The 23,303-nt window shown below is 74.8% G+C and carries 23 protein-coding genes; 11 read left to right on the forward strand and 12 right to left on the reverse strand.

What is annotated here, in order from left to right; translation table 11 throughout:
* Positions 1-79: 79 nt before the first annotated feature.
* Positions 80-1,411 carry a cytochrome P450 gene (locus tag BLW63_RS18285; RefSeq protein WP_244522655.1) on the reverse strand — a complete coding sequence of 444 codons (1,332 nt, stop codon included), beginning with the start codon at positions 1,409-1,411 and terminating at the stop codon, positions 80-82.
* Positions 1,412-1,647: 236 nt separating this feature from the next.
* Here BLW63_RS18285 and BLW63_RS18290 point away from each other — a divergent pair, with 236 nt between their 5' ends.
* Positions 1,648-5,022 carry a pyruvate carboxylase gene (locus BLW63_RS18290; RefSeq protein ID WP_091159408.1) on the forward strand — a complete coding sequence of 1,125 codons (3,375 nt, stop codon included), beginning with the start codon at positions 1,648-1,650 and terminating at the stop codon, positions 5,020-5,022.
* 202 nt (positions 5,023-5,224) lie between these two features.
* Here BLW63_RS18290 and BLW63_RS18295 read toward each other — a convergent pair whose 3' ends face one another.
* The 6 genes from BLW63_RS18295 to BLW63_RS18315 form a co-directional block, all read right to left on the reverse strand.
* A complete protein-coding gene (locus tag BLW63_RS18295) occupies positions 5,225-5,848 on the reverse strand; it encodes a LutC/YkgG family protein (protein ID WP_091159410.1) in 624 nt (207 codons plus the stop codon).
* Positions 5,845-7,377 (reverse strand): LutB/LldF family L-lactate oxidation iron-sulfur protein, encoded by a 1,533-nt coding sequence (locus BLW63_RS18300; RefSeq protein WP_211517169.1) that lies wholly within the window; start codon positions 7,375-7,377, stop codon positions 5,845-5,847. The genes BLW63_RS18295 and BLW63_RS18300 overlap by 4 nt, the downstream gene beginning before the upstream one ends.
* Positions 7,374-8,147: a (Fe-S)-binding protein gene (locus BLW63_RS18305; protein ID WP_091159413.1), complete on the reverse strand. Its 774-nt coding sequence runs from the start codon at positions 8,145-8,147 to the stop codon at positions 7,374-7,376. Before BLW63_RS18305 ends, BLW63_RS18300 begins: the two co-directional genes overlap by 4 nt.
* Positions 8,148-8,294: 147 nt before the next feature.
* Positions 8,295-9,335: a zinc-dependent dehydrogenase gene (locus BLW63_RS18310; RefSeq protein WP_091159416.1), complete on the reverse strand. Its 1,041-nt coding sequence runs from the start codon at positions 9,333-9,335 to the stop codon at positions 8,295-8,297.
* A 31-nt stretch (positions 9,336-9,366) separates the two neighbouring features.
* The gene (locus BLW63_RS27430; protein ID WP_211517170.1) at positions 9,367-9,804 is read right to left on the reverse strand and encodes a PTS mannitol transporter subunit IIA; all 438 of its coding nucleotides are present in this window, start codon (positions 9,802-9,804) and stop codon (positions 9,367-9,369) included.
* Between the two features lie 30 nt (positions 9,805-9,834).
* Positions 9,835-11,397 (reverse strand): PTS mannitol transporter subunit IIBC, encoded by a 1,563-nt coding sequence (locus BLW63_RS18315; protein ID WP_211517171.1) that lies wholly within the window; start codon positions 11,395-11,397, stop codon positions 9,835-9,837.
* A gap of 160 nt (positions 11,398-11,557) precedes the next feature.
* On the opposite strand from BLW63_RS18315, the gene BLW63_RS18320 reads away from it, so the two are divergent.
* Both BLW63_RS18320 and BLW63_RS18325 read left to right on the forward strand, forming a co-directional pair.
* Positions 11,558-12,505, forward strand: coding sequence for a sugar-binding transcriptional regulator (locus tag BLW63_RS18320; RefSeq protein WP_091159418.1), 948 nt, complete (start codon positions 11,558-11,560; stop codon positions 12,503-12,505).
* An 8-nt stretch (positions 12,506-12,513) separates the two neighbouring features.
* On the forward strand, positions 12,514-13,302 hold the full coding sequence (locus BLW63_RS18325; protein ID WP_244522656.1) for a phosphotransferase: 789 nt from the start codon (positions 12,514-12,516) through the stop codon (positions 13,300-13,302).
* Between the two features lie 12 nt (positions 13,303-13,314).
* Here BLW63_RS18325 and BLW63_RS18330 read toward each other — a convergent pair whose 3' ends face one another.
* Both BLW63_RS18330 and BLW63_RS18335 read right to left on the reverse strand, forming a co-directional pair.
* Positions 13,315-13,884: a hypothetical protein gene (locus BLW63_RS18330; protein ID WP_091159423.1), complete on the reverse strand. Its 570-nt coding sequence runs from the start codon at positions 13,882-13,884 to the stop codon at positions 13,315-13,317.
* Positions 13,885-13,927: 43 nt separating this feature from the next.
* The gene (locus BLW63_RS18335) at positions 13,928-14,248 is read right to left on the reverse strand and encodes a hypothetical protein (RefSeq protein ID WP_091159425.1); all 321 of its coding nucleotides are present in this window, start codon (positions 14,246-14,248) and stop codon (positions 13,928-13,930) included.
* 117 nt (positions 14,249-14,365) lie between these two features.
* Between BLW63_RS18335 and ilvA the strand changes: the two genes are divergently transcribed.
* Together ilvA and BLW63_RS18345 are read left to right on the forward strand one after the other, a co-directional pair.
* On the forward strand, positions 14,366-15,649 hold the full coding sequence (ilvA, locus tag BLW63_RS18340; RefSeq protein WP_091159428.1) for a threonine ammonia-lyase IlvA: 1,284 nt from the start codon (positions 14,366-14,368) through the stop codon (positions 15,647-15,649).
* 20 nt (positions 15,650-15,669) lie between these two features.
* Positions 15,670-16,155 (forward strand): GNAT family N-acetyltransferase, encoded by a 486-nt coding sequence (locus tag BLW63_RS18345; protein ID WP_091159430.1) that lies wholly within the window; start codon positions 15,670-15,672, stop codon positions 16,153-16,155.
* Between the two features lie 27 nt (positions 16,156-16,182).
* On the opposite strand, the gene BLW63_RS18350 is transcribed toward BLW63_RS18345, so the two are convergent.
* Together BLW63_RS18350 and BLW63_RS18355 are read right to left on the reverse strand one after the other, a co-directional pair.
* Complete coding sequence (locus BLW63_RS18350; protein WP_091159433.1) at positions 16,183-17,355, reverse strand: reverse transcriptase family protein; 1,173 nt, start codon at positions 17,353-17,355, stop codon at positions 16,183-16,185.
* 511 nt (positions 17,356-17,866) lie between these two features.
* Entirely contained in the window at positions 17,867-19,426 is a 1,560-nt protein-coding gene (locus BLW63_RS18355; protein ID WP_091159599.1) for an alkaline phosphatase D family protein, read from the reverse strand.
* 349 nt (positions 19,427-19,775) lie between these two features.
* On the opposite strand from BLW63_RS18355, the gene BLW63_RS18360 reads away from it, so the two are divergent.
* A complete protein-coding gene (locus BLW63_RS18360; protein WP_091159436.1) occupies positions 19,776-20,339 on the forward strand; it encodes a hypothetical protein in 564 nt (187 codons plus the stop codon).
* A 143-nt stretch (positions 20,340-20,482) separates the two neighbouring features.
* On the forward strand, positions 20,483-20,911 hold the full coding sequence (locus tag BLW63_RS18365) for a hypothetical protein (RefSeq protein ID WP_091159438.1): 429 nt from the start codon (positions 20,483-20,485) through the stop codon (positions 20,909-20,911).
* Between the two features lie 153 nt (positions 20,912-21,064).
* Here the strand turns inward: BLW63_RS18365 and BLW63_RS18370 are convergent, their stop codons facing one another.
* Positions 21,065-21,355 (reverse strand): DUF1540 domain-containing protein, encoded by a 291-nt coding sequence (locus BLW63_RS18370; protein ID WP_091159440.1) that lies wholly within the window; start codon positions 21,353-21,355, stop codon positions 21,065-21,067.
* Between the two features lie 183 nt (positions 21,356-21,538).
* Between BLW63_RS18370 and BLW63_RS18375 the strand changes: the two genes are divergently transcribed.
* From BLW63_RS18375 to BLW63_RS18390, 4 genes are all read left to right on the forward strand, one after another.
* Positions 21,539-22,141, forward strand: coding sequence for an AAA family ATPase (locus BLW63_RS18375; protein ID WP_091159442.1), 603 nt, complete (start codon positions 21,539-21,541; stop codon positions 22,139-22,141).
* Between the two features lie 53 nt (positions 22,142-22,194).
* Complete coding sequence (locus BLW63_RS18380) at positions 22,195-22,572, forward strand: DUF1622 domain-containing protein (protein ID WP_091159444.1); 378 nt, start codon at positions 22,195-22,197, stop codon at positions 22,570-22,572.
* Entirely contained in the window at positions 22,569-22,898 is a 330-nt protein-coding gene (locus BLW63_RS27435; protein WP_211517172.1) for a hypothetical protein, read from the forward strand. The genes BLW63_RS18380 and BLW63_RS27435 overlap by 4 nt, the downstream gene beginning before the upstream one ends.
* A 132-nt stretch (positions 22,899-23,030) precedes the next feature.
* Positions 23,031-23,258, forward strand: a complete 228-nt coding sequence (locus BLW63_RS18390; protein ID WP_091159446.1) for a hypothetical protein — start codon at positions 23,031-23,033, stop codon at positions 23,256-23,258.
* Positions 23,259-23,303: the final 45 nt, after the last annotated feature.

Here is a 23,303-nt window from a genome sequence, read left to right on the forward strand (position 1 = left end):
GAGGACGGTACGTGTCTCCCGACCACTTCGGTCGGTCGACAGACCAGATCGGTCGGTCCGCTTCGTCACACCCCGCTGCTCAGCCGGTCCGGGCCGGAGACGGGACCAGGACGGGAAGCGACTCGTAGCCGCGCAGGACGATCGTGCGGCGACGGCGGCCGGGGCCCGCGGCGGCGAGGTCGGGGAAGCGCTCGAACAGCGCCCGCAGCGCCACCTCGCCCTCCATCCGGGCCAGCGCGGCGCCGAGGCAGTAGTGGATGCCGCTGGAGAAGGCGACGTGGTCACGGGCGTTGCCGCGCGTCACGTCGAAGGCGTGCGGGTCGGGGAACACCCGCGGGTCGCGGTTGGCCGCGGCGAGCAGGCACAGCACCAGCTCGCCCTCGGCGATCGGCACCCCGTGCACCGTGGTGTCGCGCGTGGCCCGCCGTCCGGTCCGCTGCACCGGGGACTCGACGCGGAGGACCTCGTCCACGGCGTTCGGCCACAGCGACGGGTTCTCGGCCAGCAGCCGCCGCTGGTCGGGGTGGGCGAACAGCAGCGCGGCGCCGTTGGCGACCAGGTTGACCGTCGTCTCGAAGCCGGCGCCGAAGACGAGGGCGGCCGTGGCCAGCAGCTCGTGCTCGGTGAGCCCGCTGCCGTCGTCGTCGGGCGTGGTCACCAGCGTGGAGAGCAGGTCGTCGCCGGGGGAACGGCGCAGCTGCCGCAGGTGCCCGCGGAACCAGGCGTCGAGCTCGCCGAGGTTCCGCTCGACGCGGCGGTGGGTGCGCAGGTCCACCCCCATGTCCAGGCTCGGGGCGGCGCCGTCGCCCCAGGCCAGGAACTGCTCGCGCATCGCCACCGGGACGCCGAGCACCTCGGAGATCACCGTGACCGGCAGCAGGCTCGCGTAGCGCGCGACCAGGTCGACCCGGCCGGCGTGCGCGGCGGCCTCGCGCTCGACGTCGTCGAGCAGCTCGCCGGCGATCGCCTCGGTGCGGTCGCGCAGCCGGGCGACGGCGCGGGCGCTGAAGGCCCGGGTGACCAGCCGGCGGTAGCGGGTGTGCTCGGGTGGGTCGACGGCGAGCATCGACGGCGCGTCGATGGGGCCCACGCTCGGCCGCGGGCCGGCCAACCGCAGCGCCGCCTGCAGCAGCGGTGGCACGCCGTCGGTGCGGGAGCCGCCGATCTGCCCGAAGTCGTCGCTGCGCAGGACGTCGGTGCACACGTCGTGGTGGACGCTGACCCGCGCGAACGCGCCGCCGGCGAACGGTGCCGCGGTGCGCAGCCGTTCGTAGTGGCCGTAGGGGTCCTCGCGGACGACCGGGTCGGAGAGCACCTCGGCGTCCGGGTTCCCCGCCCGGGCGCGGGCCCGGATCGCCAGCCGCATCGCCCCGTGGGTCGCGGCCCAGCGGACCGTCCTGCGCACCACCACGTGCCGCCCCCGTCCCGAACCATGACCCCATCCTGCGTGACGCTGCCCACCCCGGGTGGGTCGCTCCGCACCGGGCGCCCCGGCGTCGAGGTGCAGACTGCCCCACCGAGCCGCCCCGCCGGCGCCGCTGGGGACCCGTCGCCCGTCTCGTCCCTTCCCTTCCTGCAGGGGGGTGCCGCACCCCACCAGGGGTCTGGGAGGCTCAGCGGGCCGTCCCGACCCCGGAGGAGTGCGCTGTGTTCACCAAGGTGCTGGTCGCAAACCGAGGCGAGATCGCGGTGCGGGCGTTCCGCGCGGCGTACGAGCTGGGTGCCGAGACGGTGGCGGTCTTCCCCTGGGAGGACCGCAACTCGGTGCACCGGCTCAAGGCCGACGAGAGCTACCAGATCGGCGAGGAGGGGCACCCGGTCCGGGCCTACCTCTCGGTCGACGAGATCGTGCGGGCCGCGCAGCGGGCCGGGGCCGACGCGGTGTACCCCGGCTACGGCTTCCTGTCGGAGAACCCGGAGCTGGCCGAGGCCTGCGCGCAGGCCGGGATCACCTTCGTGGGCCCGCCGGCGTCCGTGCTGGAGCTGACCGGCAACAAGGCGCGGGCGATCGCCGCGGCCCGGGACGCCGGCCTGCCGGTGCTCGCCTCGACCGAGCCCAGCGCCGACCTGGACGCGGTGCTGGCGGCGGTGGAGGGCATGCCGTTCCCGGTGTTCGTCAAGGCGGTCGCCGGCGGCGGCGGGCGCGGGATGCGAAGGGTGGAGGACCCGGCCGAGCTGACCGCGGCGGTGCAGGCGGCGATGCGGGAGGCCGAGGCGGCCTTCGGGGACGCCACGGTGTTCGTCGAGCAGGCCGTGGTCGACCCGCGGCACATCGAGGTGCAGATCGTCGCCGACGGCGCCGGGGACGTGGTGCACCTGTTCGAGCGGGACTGCTCGGTGCAGCGCCGGCACCAGAAGGTCGTCGAGCTGGCGCCGGCCCCGAACCTGGACCCCGCGCTGCGCGAGCGGATCTGCGCCGACGCGGTCGCCTTCGCCCGGGCGATCGGCTACGTCAACGCCGGCACCGTCGAGTTCCTCCTCGACCGGCAGGGCCGGCACGTCTTCATCGAGATGAACCCGCGGATCCAGGTCGAGCACACGGTCACCGAGGAGGTCACCGACGTCGACCTGGTGCAGAGCCAGCTGCGGATCGCCTCGGGGGAGACCCTCGCCGACCTGGGCCTGTCGCAGGACACCATCGTGCTGCGGGGTGCGGCGCTGCAGTGCCGGATCACCACCGAGGACCCGGCCAACGGCTTCCGCCCGGACACCGGCCGGATCACCACCTACCGATCCCCGGGCGGGGCCGGCATCCGCCTGGACGGCGGGGCGTCCCTCGGCGGGCAGGTCGAGGCGCACTTCGACTCGATGCTGGTGAAGCTGACCTGCCGGGGACGGACCTTCGACCTCGCGGTGGCCCGGGCGCGGCGGGCGGTCGCGGAGTTCCGCATCCGGGGGGTGGCCACCAACATCCCCTTCCTGGCCGCGCTGCTGGACGACCCGGACTTCGCCGCCGGGCGGGTGACGACGTCGTTCATCGACGAGCGGCCGCACCTGCTCACCGCGCGCAGCTCCGCCGACCGCGGCACCCGGCTGCTCACCTACCTGGCCGACGTCACGGTGAACCAGCCGCACGGGGAGCGCCCGCACCTGGTCGACCCCGTGGGGAAGCTGCCCGCCGTCGACCTGGCCAGCCCGCCGCCGGACGGCTCCCGGCAGCGGCTGCTCGCCGCCGGCCCGGAGGCCTTCGCCGCCGAGCTGCGCGCGCAGACCGCGCTCGCGGTCACCGACACCACCTTCCGCGACGCGCACCAGTCGCTGCTGGCCACCCGGGTGCGCACCAAGGACTTGCTCGCCGTCGCCGGGCACGTGGCCCGCACCGTCCCGCAGCTGTTCAGCCTGGAGGCCTGGGGCGGGGCCACCTACGACGTCGCGCTGCGGTTCCTGCACGAGGACCCGTGGGACCGGCTGGCCGTACTGCGCGAGGCGGTCCCGAACCTCTGCCTGCAGATGCTGCTGCGCGGCCGCAACACCGTCGGCTACACGCCCTACCCCGAGGCGGTCACCGACACCTTCGTCCGCGAGGCCGCCGCCACCGGGATCGACGTCTTCCGCGTGTTCGACGCGCTCAACGACGTGTCGCAGATGCGCCCGGCCATCGACGCGGTCCGGGGGACCGGGACGGCGGTCGCCGAGGTGGCGCTCTGCTACACCGGCGACCTCTCCGACCCCGGCGAGACGCTCTACACGCTGGACTACTACCTGCGGCTGGCCGAGCAGATCGTCGACGCCGGCGCGCACGTCCTGGCGATCAAGGACATGGCCGGCCTGCTCCGGCCACCGGCCGCCGCCCGGCTGGTGAGCGCGCTGCGGGAGCGCTTCGACCTGCCGGTCCACCTGCACACCCACGACACCGCCGGCGGCCAGCTCGCCACCCTGCTGGCCGCCTGGCAGGCCGGGGTCGACGCGGTGGACGGCGCGGTGGCCTCCATGGCCGGGACGACGAGCCAGCCGCCGCTGTCGGCGATCGTCGCCGCGACCGACGCCACCGAGCGGGCCACCGGCCTGGACCTGGCCGCGGTCAACGACCTCGAGCCCTACTGGGAGGCGGTGCGCCGGGTGTACGCGCCGTTCGAGTCGGGGCTCCCGGCGCCGACCGGACGGGTGTACACGCACGAGATCCCCGGGGGGCAGCTGTCGAACCTGCGCCAGCAGGCCATCGCCCTGGGCCTCGGGCAGCGCTTCGAGGAGGTCGAGGACGCCTACGCCGCCGCCGACCGGCTGCTGGGCCGGCTGGTCAAGGTCACGCCGTCGTCCAAGGTGGTCGGCGACCTGGCGCTGCAGCTGGTCGGCTCCGGAGTCAAGGTCGAGGACTTCGCCGCCGAGCCCGGGAAGTACGACCTGCCGGACTCGGTCATCGGCTTCCTGCGCGGCGAGCTGGGGGACCCGCCCGGCGGCTGGCCCGAGCCGTTCCGCAGCCGGGCGCTGGAGGGCCGCCGTCCCGCCGAGCCGCCGGCCGAGCTCTCGGCCGAGGACGAGCGCGGCCTGGCCGAGACGCCCCGGGAGACCCTCAACCGGCTGCTCTTCCCGGCGCCCACCCGCGAGTTCCAGGCCCACGACGAGCAGTACGGCGACGTCTCCGTGCTGCCCACCAAGGAGTTCCTGTACGGCCTGCGGCCCGGCGACGAGCGCGCCGTCGACCTCGAGCCCGGCGTCACCCTGCTCATGGGCATCGAGGCGATCGGCGACCCCGACGAGCGCGGCATGCGCACCGTGATGTGCTCGCTCAACGGCCAGCTGCGACCGGTGTCGGTGCGCGACCGCTCCGTCGACGCCGCGGTCAAGGCCGCCGAGAAGGCCGACCGCAGCGACCCCGGCCAGGTCGCCGCGCCGTTCGCGGGCGTGGTCACCCTGCAGGTGGGGGAGGGCGACACCGTGGAGGCCGGGCAGGCGATCGCCACGATCGAGGCGATGAAGATGGAGGCCGCGATCACCGCGCCGGTCGCCGGCACGGTCAAGCGGCTGGCCATCGGCGGTGTCCAGCAGGTGGAGGGCGGTGACCTGCTCGTCGTCCTGTCCTGAGCGGCGGCGGCCGGCCGGCTCCGTCAGCCGGCCGGCCGGCCGCCTCTCGGCGGCACCAGGTCACGGGCGGCGGCGACCGGGCCTGTGGACGGCGGCCACTCTGGCGCTGTTCCACGCGCGATCGCGCTGCTGCACCAGCGCGCACGCTGCAGGAACCGCGCGAGAGTGGCGATGAGCATCGCCGCGACGCTCTCCGGACCCGTCAGCTGACGAGGACCACGACGAGCGTGCGCGGGCCGTGGACGCCCTCGACCCGCTGCAGCTCGATGTCGCTGGTCGCCGACGGGCCGCTGATCATCGTCAGCGGTGCGTTCGGGTCCAACCGGGGGAGTGCCTCGGGGACGCTGCCGACGACCTGCCCGGCCTCGACGACGCACACCAGGCAGTCGGGCAACAGCGAGACCGCCCGCCGTCCCGACAGCGGGGAGCCGTCGAGGACCAGCGTGCCGGTCTCGGCGATCGCCACGGCCACCCCGGTCAGCGTCGCGGCGAACGCGGCGAGCTCGACGGCGGGCCGGGCGTCGTCCTCGGTGGCGCCCTCCGGCCGCCACCCGGCCGGCACCCCGGGGGCCACGACGACCGACGCGGGGTCCCAACCCGCACCCAGCCCGGTGTCGAGGGCGGCGGCGACCGTGGCCCCCACCTCGTCCGGGCCGCAGTGCAGCACCGAGGCCTTGTAGTCCTCCAGCCTGTCGACCAGGACCTCGCGCAGCTGCTCGGCCGGGCGCTCGTCGGCCGTGCGGTAGTCGCGGGGGACCACCACGTCGGGCCGGCGCTCGCCGAGCGCGGTGCGGATCCGGCTGAGCACCTCCTCGCGCGCGCTCATCGTCCGTGCTCCCGCGCCCAGGCCTGCGTGAAGGTCTCCCGCGGCGGGGTGGGCAGGTCGCGGCTGCGGGTCCAGCCCGAGACCGGTGGTGGTAGCACCGGCGGCAGCGTCGGCTTCCCGCGGGCGAGCAGGCGACCGAGGCCGGCGGCCCGCTGGGTCAGCCGCCACAGCCGCGGGTGCGACATCGCCTTCGACAGGGCCCGGAAGGCGACCGCCTCCGGCGTGGTCCGCTCCTGGGCCTCGACGTGCTCGGCGCGCAGGTGCACCAGGATCGAGGGGATGTCGATGGCCACCGGGCAGGCGTCGTAGCAGGCGCCGCACAGCGACGAGGCGTACGGCAGCGACGCGTTGTCCTCGACCCCGGTCAGCTGGGGGGAGAGGACGGCGCCGATCGGGCCCGGGTACACCGAGCCGTAGGAGTGCCCGCCGGTGCGCTCGTACACCGGGCAGACGTTGAGGCAGGCCGAGCAGCGGATGCAGTGCAGCGCCTCGCGGCCCACCTCGTCGGCGAGCACCGCCGTCCGCCCGTTGTCGAGCAGCACGAGGTGGAACTCCTGCGGGCCGTCGCCGGGGGTCACGCCGGCCCACGTCGAGGTGTAGGGGTTCATCCGCTCGCCGGTGGAGGAGCGGGGCAACAGCTGCAGGAAGACCTCGAGGTCCCGCCAGGTCGGCACCAGCTTCTCGATGCCCATGACGGTGATCAACGTCTGCGGCAGGGTCAGGCACATCCGGCCGTTGCCCTCGCTCTCGACGACGGCAAGGGTGCCGGTCTCGGCGACGGCGAAGTTGGCGCCGCTGATCGCCACCCGGGCGCGCAGGAAGCGCTCGCGCAGGTGGGTGCGGGCCGCCATGGCCAGGCGGCGCGGCTCGTCGGGCAGGTCGCGGTCGGCGTCCGGGCCCTGGAACTGCGGCATGGTGCGCAGGAAGATCTCGCGGATCTCGGCGCGGTTCTTGTGGATCGCCGGCACCAGGATGTGGCTGGGCGCGTCGTCCCCGAGCTGCACGATCAGCTCGGCGAGGTCCGTCTCGTGCGCGGTGATGCCGGCGGCCTCGAGCGCCTCGTTGAGGCCGATCTCCTGGGTGGCCATCGACTTGACCTTGACGACCTCGTCGGCGCCGGTGGCCTGCACCAGCCGGGTGACGATGGCGTTGGCCTCGTCGGCGTCGCGCGCCCAGTGCACGGTGCCGCCGCGGGCGGTGACCTGGTCCTCGAGCTGCACCAGCAGCTCGTCCAGCCGCGCCATCGTCGACTGCTTGAGCGCCTTGCCGGCCTGGCGCAGCTCCTCCCAGTCGGGCACCTCGCCGACGACCTTGGCCCGCTTGGCGCGGATGGTGCTGGTCGCGTGGCCGAGGTTGGCGCGCAGCTGGCCGTCGCGCAGCGCGTCGCGGGCGGCGTCCGGGAAGGAGCGGTCACCGCGCAGGTGGCCGACGCCGCGGGGTGCGGTGGGCAGGCCCAGGAAGGTCGTCCCGGACCGGGGCGCGCCCGGGGCCAGCGGCGTGGGGGCGGGGCGCTCGGGGGCGGTGGTCATGCCGACACCGCCGGTCGAGTCGTCTGCTGCGGGCTCACGGCGTCCTCCGTCGAGGCCAGGATCTCGGCCAGGTGCACGGTGCGCGTCCCGGACCGCAGCCGCGAGAGCCCACCGCCGATGTGCATGAGGCAGGAGGCGTCACCGGCGGTGCACACCTCCGCGTGGGTGGACAGCACGTTGGCCATCTTGTCGGTCAGCATCGCCGTCGAGGTGTCGGAGTTCTTGATCGAGAAGGTGCCGCCGAAGCCGCAGCACTGCTCGGCGGCCGGCAGCTCGACCAGGTCCAGACCGCGCACCGCGCGCAGCAGCTGCAGCGGCCGGTCGCCGACCCGCAGCAGCCGCAGCGAGTGGCAGGTCGGGTGGTAGGTCACCCGGTGCGGGTAGTAGGCGCCGACGTCGGTCACGCCGAGGACGTCGACGAGGAACTGCGACAGCTCGTGGGTGCGCTCGGCCAGCGCCTCGGCCTCGGCGGCCAGCCCCTCCTCACCGGCCCGCCGCAGCACCATGGCCTGCTGGTGGTGGATCGAGGCCACGCACGACCCGGACGGCGACACGACCACCTCCGCGCCGGCGAAGGCGCGCACGTGGTTGGCCACGATCGGCACCGCCTCGCGGCGGTAGCCGGTGTTGACGTGCATCTGCCCGCAGCAGGCCTGCCCCGGCGGGACGACGACCTCGTGCCCCAGCCGCTCCAGCAGCCTGGCCGTCGCCATCGCGACCTGCGGCGCCACCGTGTCCACCAGACACGTGGCGAACAGCGCCACCCTCATGCCGCTCCCTCCCCGCCGCGTCGTCGCGGCGCACCCTGCCGTCATACCGCACGACGGGGAGCTGCGCCCCCGTGGCGGACACGGCGTCTGCACGCCGACGGCCGGGCGCGGTCCCTCTGGGGGTGCGCCCGGCCGGGGAGCCGGCGGTCAGGGCTCGACGGTGACCTTGATGGCCTCGCCCTTGGCGACGATGTCGAAGGCCTCCAGGACCCGGTCCAGCGGGAGGTGCACCGTGATCAGGTCCTTGACCGGGACCTCGCCGCTGGCGATGTACTCCAGGGCCCGCTTGTTGTGCGAGGGGGCCGACCCGTTGGCGCCCATGATCATCAGCTCGCGGTAGTGCACCAGGTTGGAGTCGCACTGGATGAAGGGGTTGGTCTTGGGCAGCCCGCCGAAGAAGGAGATGCGGCCGCGTCGGGCCGCCATCCGGATCGCCTGCTCCTGCGCGACGTTGGCGGCCGTCGCGGTGATGACGACGTCGGCGCCCCGGCCGTCGGTCAGCTCCTTGACCCGCTCGACGACGTCGACCTCCCGGCCGTTGAGGACCTCGTCGGGCTTCACCGCGTCCGCCGACATCGCCAGCCGGTCGGCGAGCACGTCGATGAGGAACACCCGGCTGGCCCCGTTGGCCCGTGCCAGCCGGATGTGCAGGCAGCCGATCGGGCCGGCGCCGAAGACGACGACGGTGTCGCCCTCCCCGACGTGGACCAGCTCCTGGGCGTTGATCGCGCAGGCGAACGGCTCGGCCGCGGAGGCCTCGTCGAAGCCGATGTTGTCCGGGATCCGGTTGAGCCCGTCGACCTTGAGCACCTGCCGGGGCACGATCATGTACTCGGCGAAGCCGCCGTCGTACTGGTAGCCCACCGAGGTCTGGTTCTCGCAGACCGCCATCCAGCCCTTGCGGCACTCGTAGCACTCGCCGCAGGGCACCGCGGCGATCACCTGTGCGCGGTCACCGACCGACCAGCCGCTGACCTCGGCACCTACCTCGACCACCTCGCCGGCGACCTCGTGACCGATGATCCGCGGCGGGCTCAGGTTCTGGTGCCCGTTGTGGAAGATCTTCACGTCGGTGCCGCAGGTGGAGCAGTTGCGGACCCTCAGCTTCACCTCGTCCGGGCCGCACTCGGGCTCCGGGGCGTCCTCGATCCGGACGTCCTCGGGTGCGTAGAAACGCAAGACCTTCATCTGTCCCCACCTCGTCGTCGCATCGCCGGGCTCAGTCCTCGTTGACCGCGTGCAGGAGCGCGTACACCTCCCCGGCGGTGCCGGCGGCGATCAGCTTCTGCACCTCGTCCTCGTCGGAGAAGACGATGGCGATCTTGTTGAGGATCTCCAGGTGACCGCCCTCGACCCCGGCGACACCGACGGCGAAGCGCACCTCGTTGCCGTCCCAGTCGATGGGCGAGTCGTAGCGCACCACCGAGAGGGCCGACCGGGTGATGGTGTCCTTGGACTCGTTGGTGCCGTGCGGGATGGCCAGGTAGTTGCCCATGTAGGTGGACACCGACCGCTCCCGCTCGAACATGGCGTCCACGTAGGCCGGGGCCACCGCGCCGGCGTCGACCAGGATCTGCCCGGCCTCGCGGATCGCGTCGTCCTTCGTCGTCGCCGTGCCCGGGACCCGTACCTGGGAGGGGCCGAGGATGTCACTCACCGGCTGCCTGCCCCTCCGTCGCCGGGCGGGTCACTGCTGGGCCCCCGACTCGTGCGCATTGGTCACCTTCAGCTCCTCGACGATCGCGTCGTACTTCGGGCTGTTCATGAAGTTGTCGACCGACACGTGCTCGGCCGACGGCGACATGCTCTGCGCACGCGGCGTGAGGTCCTGGTGCGTGACGATCAGGTCGACGTCGTCGGTCAGGTTCGCGATCGCCTGGTTGGTGACGGTGACGTCGGAGAACCCGGCCTTCTTGATCTTGTTGCGGAGGACCGACGCGCCCATCGCGCTGGACCCCATGCCCGCGTCGCAGGCGAACACGATGTTGTGGATCGGCCTGCGCTGCGCCGCGCCGGCACCGGCTGCCGCACCGCTGCCGCCGTGGGCCATGCCGGCCGCCTCGTACTGGTCCTCGACGGCTTCCTCGGTGGCGGTGAGCGTCCCGGCGACCGAGCTCTTCTTGCCCTTCATGGCCTCCATCGAGGCGGTGGCCTCGGTGAGGTCACCCGTCTGCTTCCGGCTCATCTTGAGCAGCAGGGAGCAGATGACGAAGGACGTCGCCGCGGACAGGAGGACCGACAGGATCACACCGACGAAGCTGCCACCCGGCGTCTGCGCCAGCACCGCGATGATCGAGCCCGGGGCGGCCGGTGCCCGCAGGCCGGCGTCGAAGACGGCGAGGGTCCCGATGCCCACCATGCCGCCGGCGATGGCACCCAGCAGCAGGATCGGCTTGGCCAGCACGTACGGGAAGTAGATCTCGTGGATGCCGCCGAAGAAGTGGATGATCGCCGCGGCGGGCGCGGTGCTGCGGGCCATGCCGGTGCCGAAGATGCAGTACGCCAGCAGGACGCCCAGGCCGGGGCCGGGGTTGGCCTCGAGCAGGAACAGGATCGACCGGCCGTCCTCCGCGGCCTGCTGCACGCCCAGCGGGGTGAGCACGCCGTGGTTGATCGCGTTGTTCAGGAACAGCACCTTGGCCGGTTCGATGATGATGCTGGCCAGCGGCAGCAGCCCGTTGTCGACCAGCCAGTCGACGCCGTTGCCCAGCGCCCGGGAGACGACCTCGATGACGGGGCCGAAGGTGAAGAACCCCAGGACGGCGAGCGCCGCGGACGCGATGCCGGCCGAGAAGTTGTTCACCAGCATCTCGAAGCCGGGCTTGATCTTGCCGTCCCAGAGCTTGTCGAGCTGCTTCATCACCCAGGCGGCGAACGGGGCCATGATCAGCGCGCCCAGGAACATCGGCTGCTCGGTGCTGACGATGACGCCCATGGTCGCCACCGCGGCCACCACGGCACCGCGTACGCCGTAGACCATCCGGCCGCCCTGGACCGCGATCAGCAGCGGCAGCATGTAGCGGATCATCGGGCCGACCAGGCCGGTGTTCGGCTCCCCGGCCTCGTTCTCCCCGAACCCGCCGAGCCCGGGGACCGGAGTCCAGCCGGTCTCGATGAAGAACGCCGTCACGATGCCCCAGGCGATGAAGGCGGCGATGTTCGGCATGATCATGCCGGACAGGAAGGTGCCGAACTTCTGCACCGCAATGCGGGCGCCGGAGCTCTTGGTCGCTGTCTCTGCTGTGGTCACGGTCTGCCTCAGCTCTCCCGTCGATGACCGCGGGCACGCGTCCGTCCCCGTCCCGAGGAGCGGCGCGCCGTCGTGGCGAAGTGTCGGCAGTCACATCTCCGGTCGTCAAGGGGGAGTGCAAAGATGGGCGCGGAGCGCTCATCTGAGCAGGAGGTCGGGGATGATCACCCAGCTTGCCGGTCCCGCGTCCCTGGTGCTCTCGGCCTCGGTGGCGCGCCGCTACTACCTGGACGGGCGCTCGAAGACCGAGATCGCCGACGAGTTCGGCCTCAGCCGGTTCAAGGTCGCGCGGCTCATCGAGACCGCCCGCGCCACCGGCCTGGTCCGGATCGAGATCGGGCACCGCGGCCTGATCGACGTCGACCTGTCCGCCCGGGTCCAGGACGCGTACGGGCTCGAGCACGCCGTCGTCGTGGACACCCCGGAGGGCCCGCCGGCCGACGTCCGCCGGCAGCTCGGGCAGGTCGCCGCCGAGCTGCTCGCCGAGATCACCGGACCCGACGACGTGCTGGGGGTGGCCTGGTCCCGCTCGGTCGGTGCGATGGCCCGGGCGCTGCCGCGGCTGGCCGCCGTCCCCGTCGTCCAGCTCACCGGCGCCGTCGCCCTGCCCGACGGTGACGAGACGTCGATCGACGTCGTCCGCGACGTGGCCCGGGCCGCCGGCGGGCCGGCCTACGTCTTCTACGCGCCGTTCACGCTCCCCGACGCGGCGACCGCGCGGGCGCTGCGCGGGCAGCGGGAGGTAGCCCTGGCCTTCGGGCAGCTGCCGCGCGTCACCAAGGCCGTGGTCGGTGTGGGGCTCTGGGCGCCCGGCCGGTCGACGCTCTACGACACCGCCCGCGAGGCCGACCGGGTGGAGCTGACCCGGCTGGGCGTCTGCGCGGAGGTCTCCGGGGTCCTCCTCACCGCCGACGGCGAGCCCGTCCGCGCCGCGCTGAGCGAGCGGGTGATCGGCATCGACGCCGAGCAGATGCGCGCGATCGCCGAGGTCATCGCGATCCCGTACGGCGTGGAGAAGGTCACGGCGGGGCGGGCCGCGCTGCGCAGCGGGCTGGTGCAGGGCCTGGTCACCCACCGCACGTTCGCCCAGGCCCTGCTCGACGGGTGAGTCCGGGAGTGACCGAGCCGGAGGTCCCGCTGCCCGGGGGCGTGGCGAACCGCGGACTCGTCGTCCGGGTGGGGGACACCGTCCGCCGCCCGCTGCGCAGCACCAGCCCGGCCGCCCACGCGCTGCTCCGCCACCTCGAGGACGTCGGGTTCGTGGGGGCGCCACGGTTCCTGGGCGTGGACGAGCGGGGACGGGAGGTGCTGAGCTACGTGCCCGGGTCGACCGTCCTGCCGCCCTACCCGGCGTGGGCACTCACCGACGAGGCGCTGGTCAGCGTTGCGGAGCTGCTGCGCTCCTACCACTCCGCCGTGGCCGGCTTCGACCCGTCGCCGTACCCGTGGCCGACCTCCCCGCCGGCGGCGTTCCGCGGCGAGCTGGTGGGTCACAACGACCTCAACCTGGACAACGTCGTCTTCCGCGACGGGCGGGCGGTCGCGCTCATCGACTTCGACCTCGCCGGCCCCGGCTCGCGGGTCTGGGACGTCGCGTGTGCCGCCCGGCTGTGGGCGCCGGTACGACCGGACGCGACCATCCGTGACGCCCGGCGCGGCCGCGGTCTGCGCCGGTTGCGGCTGTTCCTGGACGCCTACGGGGCCGACGACGGCGACCGCCGACTCCTGCCCGCCGCGCTCCAGCAAAACCAGGAGTGGTTCTGCACGCTGATCGCGCGCTACGCGGCGGCCGGGCACCAGGGGTTCCTGGAGTACTCCCGCTCGGACCTGCGCATGCAGGCCGACGCCTACCGGGCCTGGCTGGCCGAGGCCGGGCCCGCGCTGGCGGCCGCCCTGCGGTCCTGACGCCCGGCCGGGTCAGGAGCCGTGGCGGCGACGCTCGATCGCCTCGAGCACCGTCTTGCGGCCCCTGCCCAGCTCCCGCTCGGCGCGTTCGGCGCGATCGAGCTGCGAGTCCCCGCTCATCGCCGACACCCGCCGGCGGGCCTCGGCCGCGTCGACGTCGAGGAGCTCGGCGGCCTTCCGTGCCTCCTTCGCGGCGTCGGTGTTGGCCACGTGCTGCTCCTCGCCGTGCCGCTTCCGGGAGTCGGTGGCCCGCTTCTCGGCGTCGCTGAGCAGCTGCCAGGCGGCGTCGGGCAGGTAGCGCGACGTGCCGTCGGCGCCGCGGGCGCGGTCCCCGCCGTCGGCGGTGTGCCACTCCTGCTCGGTCCACTCCTCGAGGTGCCGCTGGGCCGCGGTGCGCTCGCCCTCGTGGCGGTAGCCACCGCCATGGGCCTCGTACTCGTGCGTGAGCAGCTGGCTCTTGCGGGCGCTCCACTGCCCCGGCCGCCCGCCGCGGTCGCCCGCCTTGATCTCCTCCTTGAGCCGCGCGCGCAGCTCCGGGTCCGTGTAGTCCTCCGCGTAGTCCTCCGCAGACTTCCCGCTCATGGCCGCCGGGGTACCCACGGTGTAGCGACTCCACCCGCGCGGGTCATCGACGGTCCGCACCGGCCTCCCCGCCGGTCAGCACGCGGGTGACCACGGGGGAGGGGCGCAGCTCCACCGGCCGGCCGGCGAGCTCGGCGGCCTCGACGTGGTCGAGCAGCAGCTCGCGCCCGGGCTCGGACAGCGCGGTGACCGACCGGGCGTCGATCCGGTCGACCCGTGCCGGCTCGCGGCCGTAGCGCCGCCAGAAGTCGTCGACGGCCGCGGCGTCGACCGCGCCGGCCAGGCACAGCAGCCGCCCGCCGGTGGTGTTCAGAAGGCGGACGACGCCGCGCCTCCCCGCGCTCTCGGGGGTCTCCGGGCTCACGGCCCCAGTGTGCGGCGGTGGACGGCGCGCGGCTCCGGGCGCTCGCGGGCGTCCCGGGTCGGGCCGGCGTCTCGGGGGTCGCGGTGCGGGTCGGCGTCCGTCGCGGAGGATGGGCGCGTGAACGACAGCGTCGACGTCGCAGACCCCGGGACGGCCCAGCGCCTCGCCGCCGAGGTGGCGGCGGCCGCCCGTCGGCTGGCCGGGGTGGCCGAGCGGACGCCGCTGCAGCGCAGCGCACGGCTGTCCGCGGCGACCGGCGCCGACGTGTGGGTCAAGCGCGAGGACCTGCAGGTCGGCCGGTCCTACAAGATCCGCGGCGCCTACAACACGATCAGCCAGCTCGACCCCACCCGGCAGGCCGCCGGCGTCGTCTGCGCCAGCGCCGGCAACCACGGGCAGGGCGTCGCCCACGCCTGCCGGGCCCTGGGCGTGCACGGCTCGGTCTTCGTCCCGGGGACGACGCCGCGGCAGAAGCGGGACCGCATCACCGCCCTCGGTGGGGAGGTGGTCGACCTGGTGGTCACCGGCGACACCTACGACGAGGCGGCGGCCGCCGCACTCGCCCACGCGCGGGACACCGGCGCCACGCTGGTGCCGGCCTTCGACGCCGTCCCCACCGTGATCGGGCAGGCGACCGTGGCGCTGGAGCTGCTCGAGCAGCTGCCCGCCCCGCCCGACGTCGTCGTCCTCCCGGTGGGTGGCGGCGGGCTGCTGGCCGGCTGCGCCACCTGGTTGCGGCGGCGCAGCCCCGGCACGCGCGTCATCGGCGTGGAGCCGGTCGGGGCGGCGAGCATGGCCGCCGCGCTCGGCGCCGGGGGACCCGTGGAGCTGCCGCAGCTCGACACGTTCGTCGACGGCGCCGCCGTCCGCCGGGTCGGGGACGTGACGTTCCCGCTGGTGCGCGACTCCGGCGCCGAGCTGGTCGCGGTCCCCGAGGGGCAGATCTGCACCGAGATGCTCGACCTCTACCAGGTGGACGGCGTCATCGCCGAGCCCGCCGGGGCCCTGGCCAGCGCCGCGCTGACCGGCGGGCTGGTCCCGGTCGAGCCGGGGCAGACGGTGGTCTGCCTGCTGTCGGGCGGCAACAACGACGTCAGCCGGTACGGCGAGGTGGTCGAGCGCTCGCTGGTCCACCGCGGCCTCAAGCACTACTTCCTCATCGAGTTCCCGCAGGAGCCCGGTGCGTTGCGGCGCTTCCTCGACGAGGTGCTCGGCCCGGACGACGACATCGTGCTGTTCGAGTACGTCAAGCGCGACAACCGGGAGACCGGCGCCGCCCTCACCGGCATCGAGCTCGGCAGCGCGGCGGACTTCCCGGCGCTGCTGGCGCGCATCGAGGCCAGCCCGCTGCGCATCCAGCACGTCGCGCCGGGGACGACGGCCTACCGCTTCCTCGTCTGAGTCCCGCGCTGAGCCGCCCCGTGCCGACGCAGGTGACCGCACGGCCGCTGACCGCGAGCGACCGCGAGCTGCTGCGGACGGCGACCCTCGCGAACGTCAACTGGACGGGGGAGCAGCGGTTCACCGCTCGCGACGTCGACGAGCGTCCCGACCTGCGCCACTACACGGTGTTCCGCCCCGGGCGCGGTGACCTCGGGTTCGTCGCCGAGCGGCAGGGCCTGGTGGTGGGCGTGGTCTGGGCGCTCCTCCTCGGCGCCGAGGACCCCGGCTACGGCTTCGTGGCCGACGGCGTCCCGGAGCTCGGCCTCTGCGTCTGGTCCGGATACCGGGGGCAGGGCATCGGCGGCCGGCTGCTCCGGCAGGCGCTGGCCGAGGCGCGCCGCCGGGGGGTGCGGCAGGTCAGCCTGAGCGTCGAGGCCGGCAACCCGTCGGTGCGCCTCTACCGCGCCGCCGGCTTCGCCCCGGTCCCGGGCGCCGCCGCCGGGACCATGGCCGTCGACCTGTGACCCGGCCGCCGGTGGGGGACGCGCGACTCAGCTCCAGTCGATGCGTGCAGCGAGGGCGTGCAGCCGCTCGCCGAACACCGGGTCGAGCGAGCCGGCCCAGGCCACCCGGCCGAGGACGTGCTCGCTGAAGGTCGCCGGGTCGTGCCCGCGGGTCTGGCCGGTCCAGCCGTGCCGCGCACAGTTGTGCAGCAGCGCGCGCAGCGCATCCCGCTCGGGCCGGGGCAGCGTTGGCCGGGTGTTGACGACGGCGCCCAGCACCTGCTGCCGCGAATCGGCGCCGGCCACCCGGGTCTTGGCCGGGTTCACCCGGAACCCCTCCTCGGCGGCGACCTCGGTGACCAGCGACGCGCACTGGTCGGCGCGGAGCCGGCGGTCCCCGGAGAAGGTCAGGTCGTCGACGTAGCGGGTGTAGCGGGCGCCGACGGTCGCCGCCAGGCCGGCCAGCCGGCGGTCGAGGCGGAAGCAGACGAGGTTCGCCAGCGCGGGCGAGGTCGGGGCGCCCTGCGGCAGGTGCAAGGTGGTCAACCGTTCGCCGAGCCGCCGGTGCCGCTCCCGCGCGCCCGCGCCGGACGGCACCGGCAGCGCGCGCCACACCCCTGCCGGCGCCGTCGTCGTCACCAGCCCGGTGAGCAGGTGGGCGACCGGCTCGGTCAGTCCCACGGTGCCCTGCAGCAGCCCCCAGACCCTCGGTGCGGTCACCGAGGCGAAGAACGCCTCCAGGTCCATCCCGAGGACGACGGCGCGGCTGGTGTGCGGCGCGGCTGCCGTCCGCACCGACCGGCCCGGCACGCAGCCGTGGGCGGCGTCGTGCACCGGGACCCGGGCGAGCACGTGCCGCAACAGCGGCCGCTGCACCTCCTCGAGCCGCGCCTTGGGCTCGGCCAGCAGCCGCACCCCGCCGCGCCGCTCGACGGCGTGCCAGCGGTAGTGGCGCAGCGGCTCACCGACCGTGCGCTCCAGCCCGCGGACGTCGGCGAACCAGGCGAGCTCGCCGTGGTCGAGGTCGAGCAACCGGGCCAGTGCGGCGGCGTCCGCGAGCGGGGCGACGCCGAAGCGGTCGCGCGCCACCGCCGTGGCCCTCGGCTGCCGGTGGACGACGCGCGGCGGACTGCCCATCCGCTCCCAGCCCTGCGTGCGCTGGACGAAGAGCGTTAGCTCCCGCGGCCGGTCGACCGGCGCCGCGGCGTACGCGGCGAGCACCTCGTCGACCAGCGTGCCGATCCAGCGCGGTGCCCGCGCGAACCCGAGGGCGACCGCGACCCGGCGGGACCATCGTGCGCCGGGACCAGGGCCCCGGCGAGCAGCGCCGTGGCGGTGCCGGAGGCGGTGCGGGCCGAACGCGGGCGGGCCGTCACCGGCGTGCGCGGCGGGGGAGGCAGCCTCTCCCTGAGGGAGTCGCCAGGTCGTGCGCGGAGCGCTCCTGGTGGCGGCTGACGTGGTGTCTGGCTCGCTGCGCTGCCCCGGGGTTGCCCCCGGGAGACCGGTGCGTGCCGGTCGTCCTGCCCGCCCCACCGCGCACGGGCGTCACCGTAGCGGCGGCGGGGGCGTGGTGTCCGCGGGCTCGGCCGGGGCGCGGCGACCGCCTCACCGCGACGACGGCGGCACCCCGGTCGCCCACTCCGCCGGCGGCCGGCGCTTCACGACCGGGCGGCGCGGGCGGGGCCGCGCCGGGACCGCCGGGACACCGGGGACCGGTCGCTCCCGGGATGGGTCAGGACGGCGTCAGGTCCGTGCGGTGCAGCACCCGGCCGCCGACGTCCCGCAGCTCCACGGTCATCACCCCGCTGTCGCCGTCGATGCGGACGTGCCCGAGGAACTGGGAGGAGTCGTTGGGCTCCTCGCCCGCCCGCCGGCCGGTGCGGGAGAAGATCACCTCCGGCCCGAACGTCCCGTCGAGTTCGCTCGGCCCGAAGGTGCCCGCGTGCAGCGGCCCGGACACAAACTCCCAGAACGGGTCGAAGTCGACGAAGGTCGCGCGCTCCGGGGAGTAGTGGTGGGCTGCCGTGTAGTGGACGTCGGCGGTCAACCAGACGACGTTGCGGACGCCGTGCCGCCTGAGGTCCGACAGCAGCCGGGCGACCTCCTGCTCCCTGCCCAGCGGCCGGCCGGGGTCGCGGTTGGCGATGCCCTCCTGGTCGAGCTCGCCGTCGGGGACGACCAGCCCGATCGGCATGTCCGACGCGACCACCTTCCACAGCGCCCGCGACCCCGTGAGCTGCCGGGTGACCCGCGCCAGCTGCTCCTCGCCGAGGATGCGCGTGTCCGGCCCGTCAGCGGCGAGGTTGCCGGTGTTCGGGCCGCGGGAAGTGCGCAGGTCGAGGGCGACGACGTCCACCAGCGGGCCGTACGGCAGCATCCGCTGCACCCGGTCGCCGCCGATGGGTGTGTACTCGTGGAAGGCCTGGCGGGCGCGGGCGGCGAGCGTGTCGACGTCCCGGACCGTGTACCGCTCGTCGGTGAGCACCTCGCCCGGGTACCAGTTGTTGGTGACCTCGTGGTCGTCCCACTGGACCACCAGGGGCACCTCGGCCGCCATCCCGCGCAGGTTGGCGTCGAGCAGGTTGTAGCGGTACTGGCCGCGGTACTCGTCGAGCGTCTCGGCCACCTTGCTCTTCTCCGGCGTGACGACGTTGCGCCAGACCGTGCCGTCGGGCAGGGTGACGCGCTCCTGCAGCGGCCCGTCGGCGTAGACGTTGTCGCCGGAGTGCAGGAAGAAGTCCGGCTGCAGGCGGCGCACCGCCTCGAAGCCGGTCATGCCGCCGGTGTCGGGGTTGATGCCCCACCCCTGGCCGGCGACGTCCCCCGACCAGGCGAAGGTGACGTCGCGCCGGTCGCGGGGCGCGGTGCGCAGCCGGCCGACCACCGGCTCGCTGTCGTGCCCGTCGGCGTCGAACCGCACCCGGTAGAACAGCTCGGTCCCGGCCGGCAGGCCGTCGAGGTGCACCCGACCGGTGTGGTCGGTGTCCGGTCCGACGTCGAGCCGCCACCGCCCGCGGGGCCGGCGGAAGTCGGCCGTGGCCGCGACCTCCACCAGCATCCGGGCCGGGCGGTCGGTCTTGGACCAGACCACGGCCGAGCGGGTCGTGACGTCCCCGCTCTGCACGCCCCACCGGACCTCCGGCCGCGAGCGCACCAGGGTGGGCGCGCCGGACGCCGCGGGGACGGGACCGCCGAGGGCGCCCAGGCCGACCCCGGCGCCGAGGACCGCCGCCCCCTGCAGCAGGCGCCGGCGGGACAGGCCGTCCGCGGCCGGGACAGGGAGGTGGGACACGGTCGGCTCCGTCCTCGGGGGTGCTCCGTCCCGGCCCACGCTGGTTGCCCGATCGGACGCCGGGACGACGCGGCGGTGCACGGCGCCCGAGCAGCGGGTGAACACGGGAGCCCTCCTGCCGGCCGGTCTCCGAGGCACGGGTGTATCCACGCATGTGGCACGGGGAGGAGTTCCCAGCTCACCGCTCTGGACCCCCTGCACCGCCGCTCTCCCGGGCGACGTGCGGACCTGGTGGCCGGTGGCTCCTGATCCCAGCGAGGCCACGGGACGCTGACAGCTCCGTCACAGGTTCCGGTCCGACCATCTCCTGGAGGGCTGGATCCGCCGGCCGCAGACCGAGGAGACCACCGTGCGCAAGAAGTTGGTCGTCGCCGCCGCCGCAGGCGCCCTGACGCTGACCGGACTGGCCGTGGCCGTTCCCGCCGTCGCCGCCACCGACGAGACCGACGGCACGTCCACGTCCGTCGTGGACCGCATCAAGGACGCGCTCTCCGGCCTGGTGGACGACGGGTCGATCACCCAGGAGCAGGCCGACGAGGTGGCCACCACGCTCGACGGCGCCGGCTTCGGCCACCACGGCCACGGCGGCTGGTTCGGTCTCGAGACCGCCGCCGAGACGCTGGGCATGACCGAGGACGAGCTGCGCACCGCGCTCGAGGCCGAAGGCGCCACCCTGGCGTCGATCGCCGAGGAGCAGGGCGTCGCGGTCGACACGCTCGTCGACGCCCTGGTCACGGAGAAGCAGGAGCGCATCGCGGAGGCAGTCGAAGAGGGCATGCCCCAGGACGTGGCCGACGAGCGGCTGGCCGACCTGGAGGAGCGGGTCACGGAGTGGGTCAACGCCACCCACGAGGACATGCCGCACGGCGGCGGTCCCGGCTGGTGGGGCCATCGTGGCGGCGACGACGACTGACGTCCTCCGCCGCAGCGGCGCCGTCCCCGGTGGGGGCGGCGCCGCTCTGCTGTCGGCCGGAGGGTGGACGGCGGCGCGCGGAAGAGGTTAGCCTCGCCTTACCGCGCCCGGACGGGCGGGAGCACGAGGCGAAGGAGATCCGCGTGGGGCTGCGACTGCCGGTCGGCGACGTGACCGTGCTCCTGGGCCCGGCCGCCGCCCGCCGCCGGGTGATGGCCGCGCTGGACGACGACAGCGGCCGCTGCGCCTCCGGGCACTCCGCCGTCCGCGTGCACCGGCTCGCGGCCGCCGCGGACGACGACGTGCACCGGCGCGTGGCGGCCGTCGAGGCCGTGCGCGAGGTAGGGGCGACGATCGTGCTCATCGACCGCCTCACCGACGGGCTGACCGCGCCGGACCGTCGCACCGTGCTCGCCGCACTGCGCCCGGTGGCCACCGGCGGCCGTGCGGTCCTGGTGGACGACGACGACCCGGTCGCCGCGCTGGCCGTGGCCGACGGTGCGCTGCGCGCCGACCCGGCCGGGGGGCTGTCGGCAGAGTCCCTAGGGGACCTGGACTACCTGGCCTCGTAGCTGAAGGACCCCGCTGCCCCCCGTGAAGGGCCCTCCTGCCCTCCTGCCCTCCTGCCCTCCTGCCCTCCGCCACTCGCAGGCTCGCGGCGGGCCCCTGCAGGAGGACCGGCAGGGGCCCGCCGCGGGACCCTGCAGCGGGGCCGTCCAATCAGGTCACCTGGCCTCGTAGGTGAGGCAGTCGGCGGCGTCGGTGCTCGGCCCGACGCGGACGCTCGGGGCGTGGCACTCGAGCTTGTCGTTGTGCACGCAGTCGGAGCGGTGGCAGGCCCCGACCAGTCCGTTGCGGTCCAGCCCGCCGCGGAAGCTGATCTCCACGAAGGTGCCGCAGTGGGCGTGGTCGCCGCCCACCGTGATCGCGCCCGCGTGACAGTTGTGCTCGGCGTTGTACGAGCAGCTGTCGACCGCGCAGTTCTGGACCTGGGGCATGTCCTGGAGAGAGGTCATGCACCAGGTTGGCACGTCCCCGACGGGCCCGCCAGCAAGCTGAGCCTGACCTAACGCGCAGGTCAGACCCCTGGCAGCGGAACCCGGACGGCGGCATCCCACAGCGTTCCCACAGCCGGCGCACCGCCGACGCCGAGCCCGGGCGGGGAGCATGGGCGCAGAGACGGGAGGAGGTGGCCGCACGTGGTCGTGCAGACCGGATCGGCCCCCACCGCGGCGCGAGGGGCCCGCGGGCACGGGGCGCCGCAGGGCGTCCTGGTGGTGGTCGGCGGGCTCCCCGGGAGCGGCAAGACGACGCTGCTGCGCCGGCTCCTGGGCGAGCGCGACCCGGGCGTCGTCGACCTGGACTCCGAGGACGTCGCCGCCCGGCTGCAGGACGTGGCGCCGGCCGTCCCGTACCGGGTGGTCCGGCCGCTGGTGCACGCCTGCCACCGGGTGCGGGTGCTGCGCGTCGTCGCCGGGCCGGCACCGGTCGTCGTCCTCACCGATCCGTGGACCCGGCCGTGGTGGCGCGCCGCCGTCCTGTCCGCCGCGCGGCGGGCCGGGCGCTCGGTGCGGCTGGTGCTCCTCGACGCGTCACGGGAAGTCGCCGAGAGCGGGCAGACCGCTCGCGGGCGGGCGATCCCGGCGCGGTCGATGCACCGGCACGCCACCCGCTGGCGAACCCTGCTGCAGTCGGTCGCGGGACCGGCCGGCGGCGCCGGGCGGGCGGCGGTGACCGTCGTCGACCGGTCGCGGGCCGACCGGCTGACGCTGGCCGACGTGCTCGGCCGTCCCGCGGCCTGAGACCCATCCCCGGACACCGGGTGGCCCCGGGAGCGGTCGGGTAGGGGGCGCCGGTGGAGGAAGTCCTGCGAGACGCGCTCGGTGTCCTGGTGCCCGTCGTGGAGGCATGCGGCGCCGCGGTGATCGTCGTCGGCGCGCTGTGGGCCTTCGTGCGGTTCGTCGTGGTGGGGATGCGGGACCGGGACGCGCGGGCCTTCGTGCCCGTCCGGCTTACCCTGGGCCGCTTCCTCGCCCTGGGCCTGGAGTTCCAGCTGGCCAGCGACGTGCTGCGGACGGCGGTGGCGCCCAGCTTCCGCGAGCTCGGCCAGCTCGCCGCGGTGGCCGCGATCCGGACGGCGCTGAACTACTTCCTGGCCCGGGAGATCGACGAGGAGCGCCGCCAGCTCGCCGAGGAGCGGGCGCACGGCGACACCGCGGCGCGGCCGGCGTGAGCACGGCGCTCCAGAACGCCGGCGTGGCGCTGGCGCTGGTGGCGACCGCGGCGGCACTGCTCGCCGGCCTGGTGGCGCTGGTGGCGACCCGCCGTCCGGCCGCGGCGCTGCCGGTGTTCCTCGACCTGCTCACCGCGGCCGGCCTGCTGCGGCTGGTCGGCGGACCGGGCTGGCCGGCCCTGGCCACCGCCGCCGCGATCCTGGTGCTGCGCCGGCTGATCGGCCTGGGGCTGCGCGCCGGCGGGCGCACCTGGGCCGCCCGGCCGGACCGCCCGACCCGCCTGCCGCAGCTGCGCCGGCTGGTGCGCCCGGCCTGGCGCGCCTGAGCCGATTCCGTCCGGCGCGGTTCCCTCACGCAGGGCCAAGACGCGCGCGCGGGCGTTGACGTCCGGGGGCAACCCCGGGTTGGTTCTTGACACCGGGTGTCGCACAGATGCCCCGGCCAGGGGGAGCGCCACATGCCGGCGTGGACGGTGCAGGTCGCGGAGGACCAGAACGAGCGAGTCGAGGCCGGGATGCTGGCCACAGAGGCGGGAACACTCATCGCGTTCTCGGAGGAGGGGCTGGTGCTGCGCGCCTGGGCCCCCGGCCAGTGGCGGACCGTGCGCCACCTCGAGCCGGTGGAGGCGTTCCACGGCGGGGCGGGCAGCAGGGGCGACGTGCTGACCTGGATGCCACGCGGCTGAGGCAGCCCGGCGCCGGCCCCGGTCCCGGTCCCACGACAGTCGAAG

The organism is Geodermatophilus africanus (assembly GCF_900107105.1).
GTDB classification, from domain to species: Bacteria; Actinomycetota; Actinomycetes; order Mycobacteriales; family Geodermatophilaceae; genus Geodermatophilus; species Geodermatophilus africanus.

What these genes read in the sequence shown, in the direction of transcription:
- BLW63_RS18310 (WP_091159416.1), bottom strand. Translation starts at nt 9,335, where the DNA reads ATGAAGGTCTTGCGTTTCTACGCACCCGAGGACGTCCGGATCGAGGAC.
- BLW63_RS18330 (WP_091159423.1), bottom strand. Translation starts at nt 13,884, where the DNA reads ATGAGCGGGAAGTCTGCGGAGGACTACGCGGAGGACTACACGGACCCG.
- BLW63_RS18300 (WP_211517169.1), bottom strand. Translation starts at nt 7,377, where the DNA reads ATGACCACCGCCCCCGAGCGCCCCGCCCCCACGCCGCTGGCCCCGGGC.
- BLW63_RS18370 (WP_091159440.1), bottom strand. Translation starts at nt 21,355, where the DNA reads ATGACCTCTCTCCAGGACATGCCCCAGGTCCAGAACTGCGCGGTCGAC.
- BLW63_RS18305 (WP_091159413.1), bottom strand. Translation starts at nt 8,147, where the DNA reads ATGAGGGTGGCGCTGTTCGCCACGTGTCTGGTGGACACGGTGGCGCCG.
- BLW63_RS18320 (WP_091159418.1), top strand. Translation starts at nt 11,558, where the DNA reads ATGATCACCCAGCTTGCCGGTCCCGCGTCCCTGGTGCTCTCGGCCTCG.
- BLW63_RS18390 (WP_091159446.1), top strand. Translation starts at nt 23,031, where the DNA reads ATGCCGGCGTGGACGGTGCAGGTCGCGGAGGACCAGAACGAGCGAGTC.
- BLW63_RS18295 (WP_091159410.1), bottom strand. Translation starts at nt 5,848, where the DNA reads ATGAGCGCGCGCGAGGAGGTGCTCAGCCGGATCCGCACCGCGCTCGGC.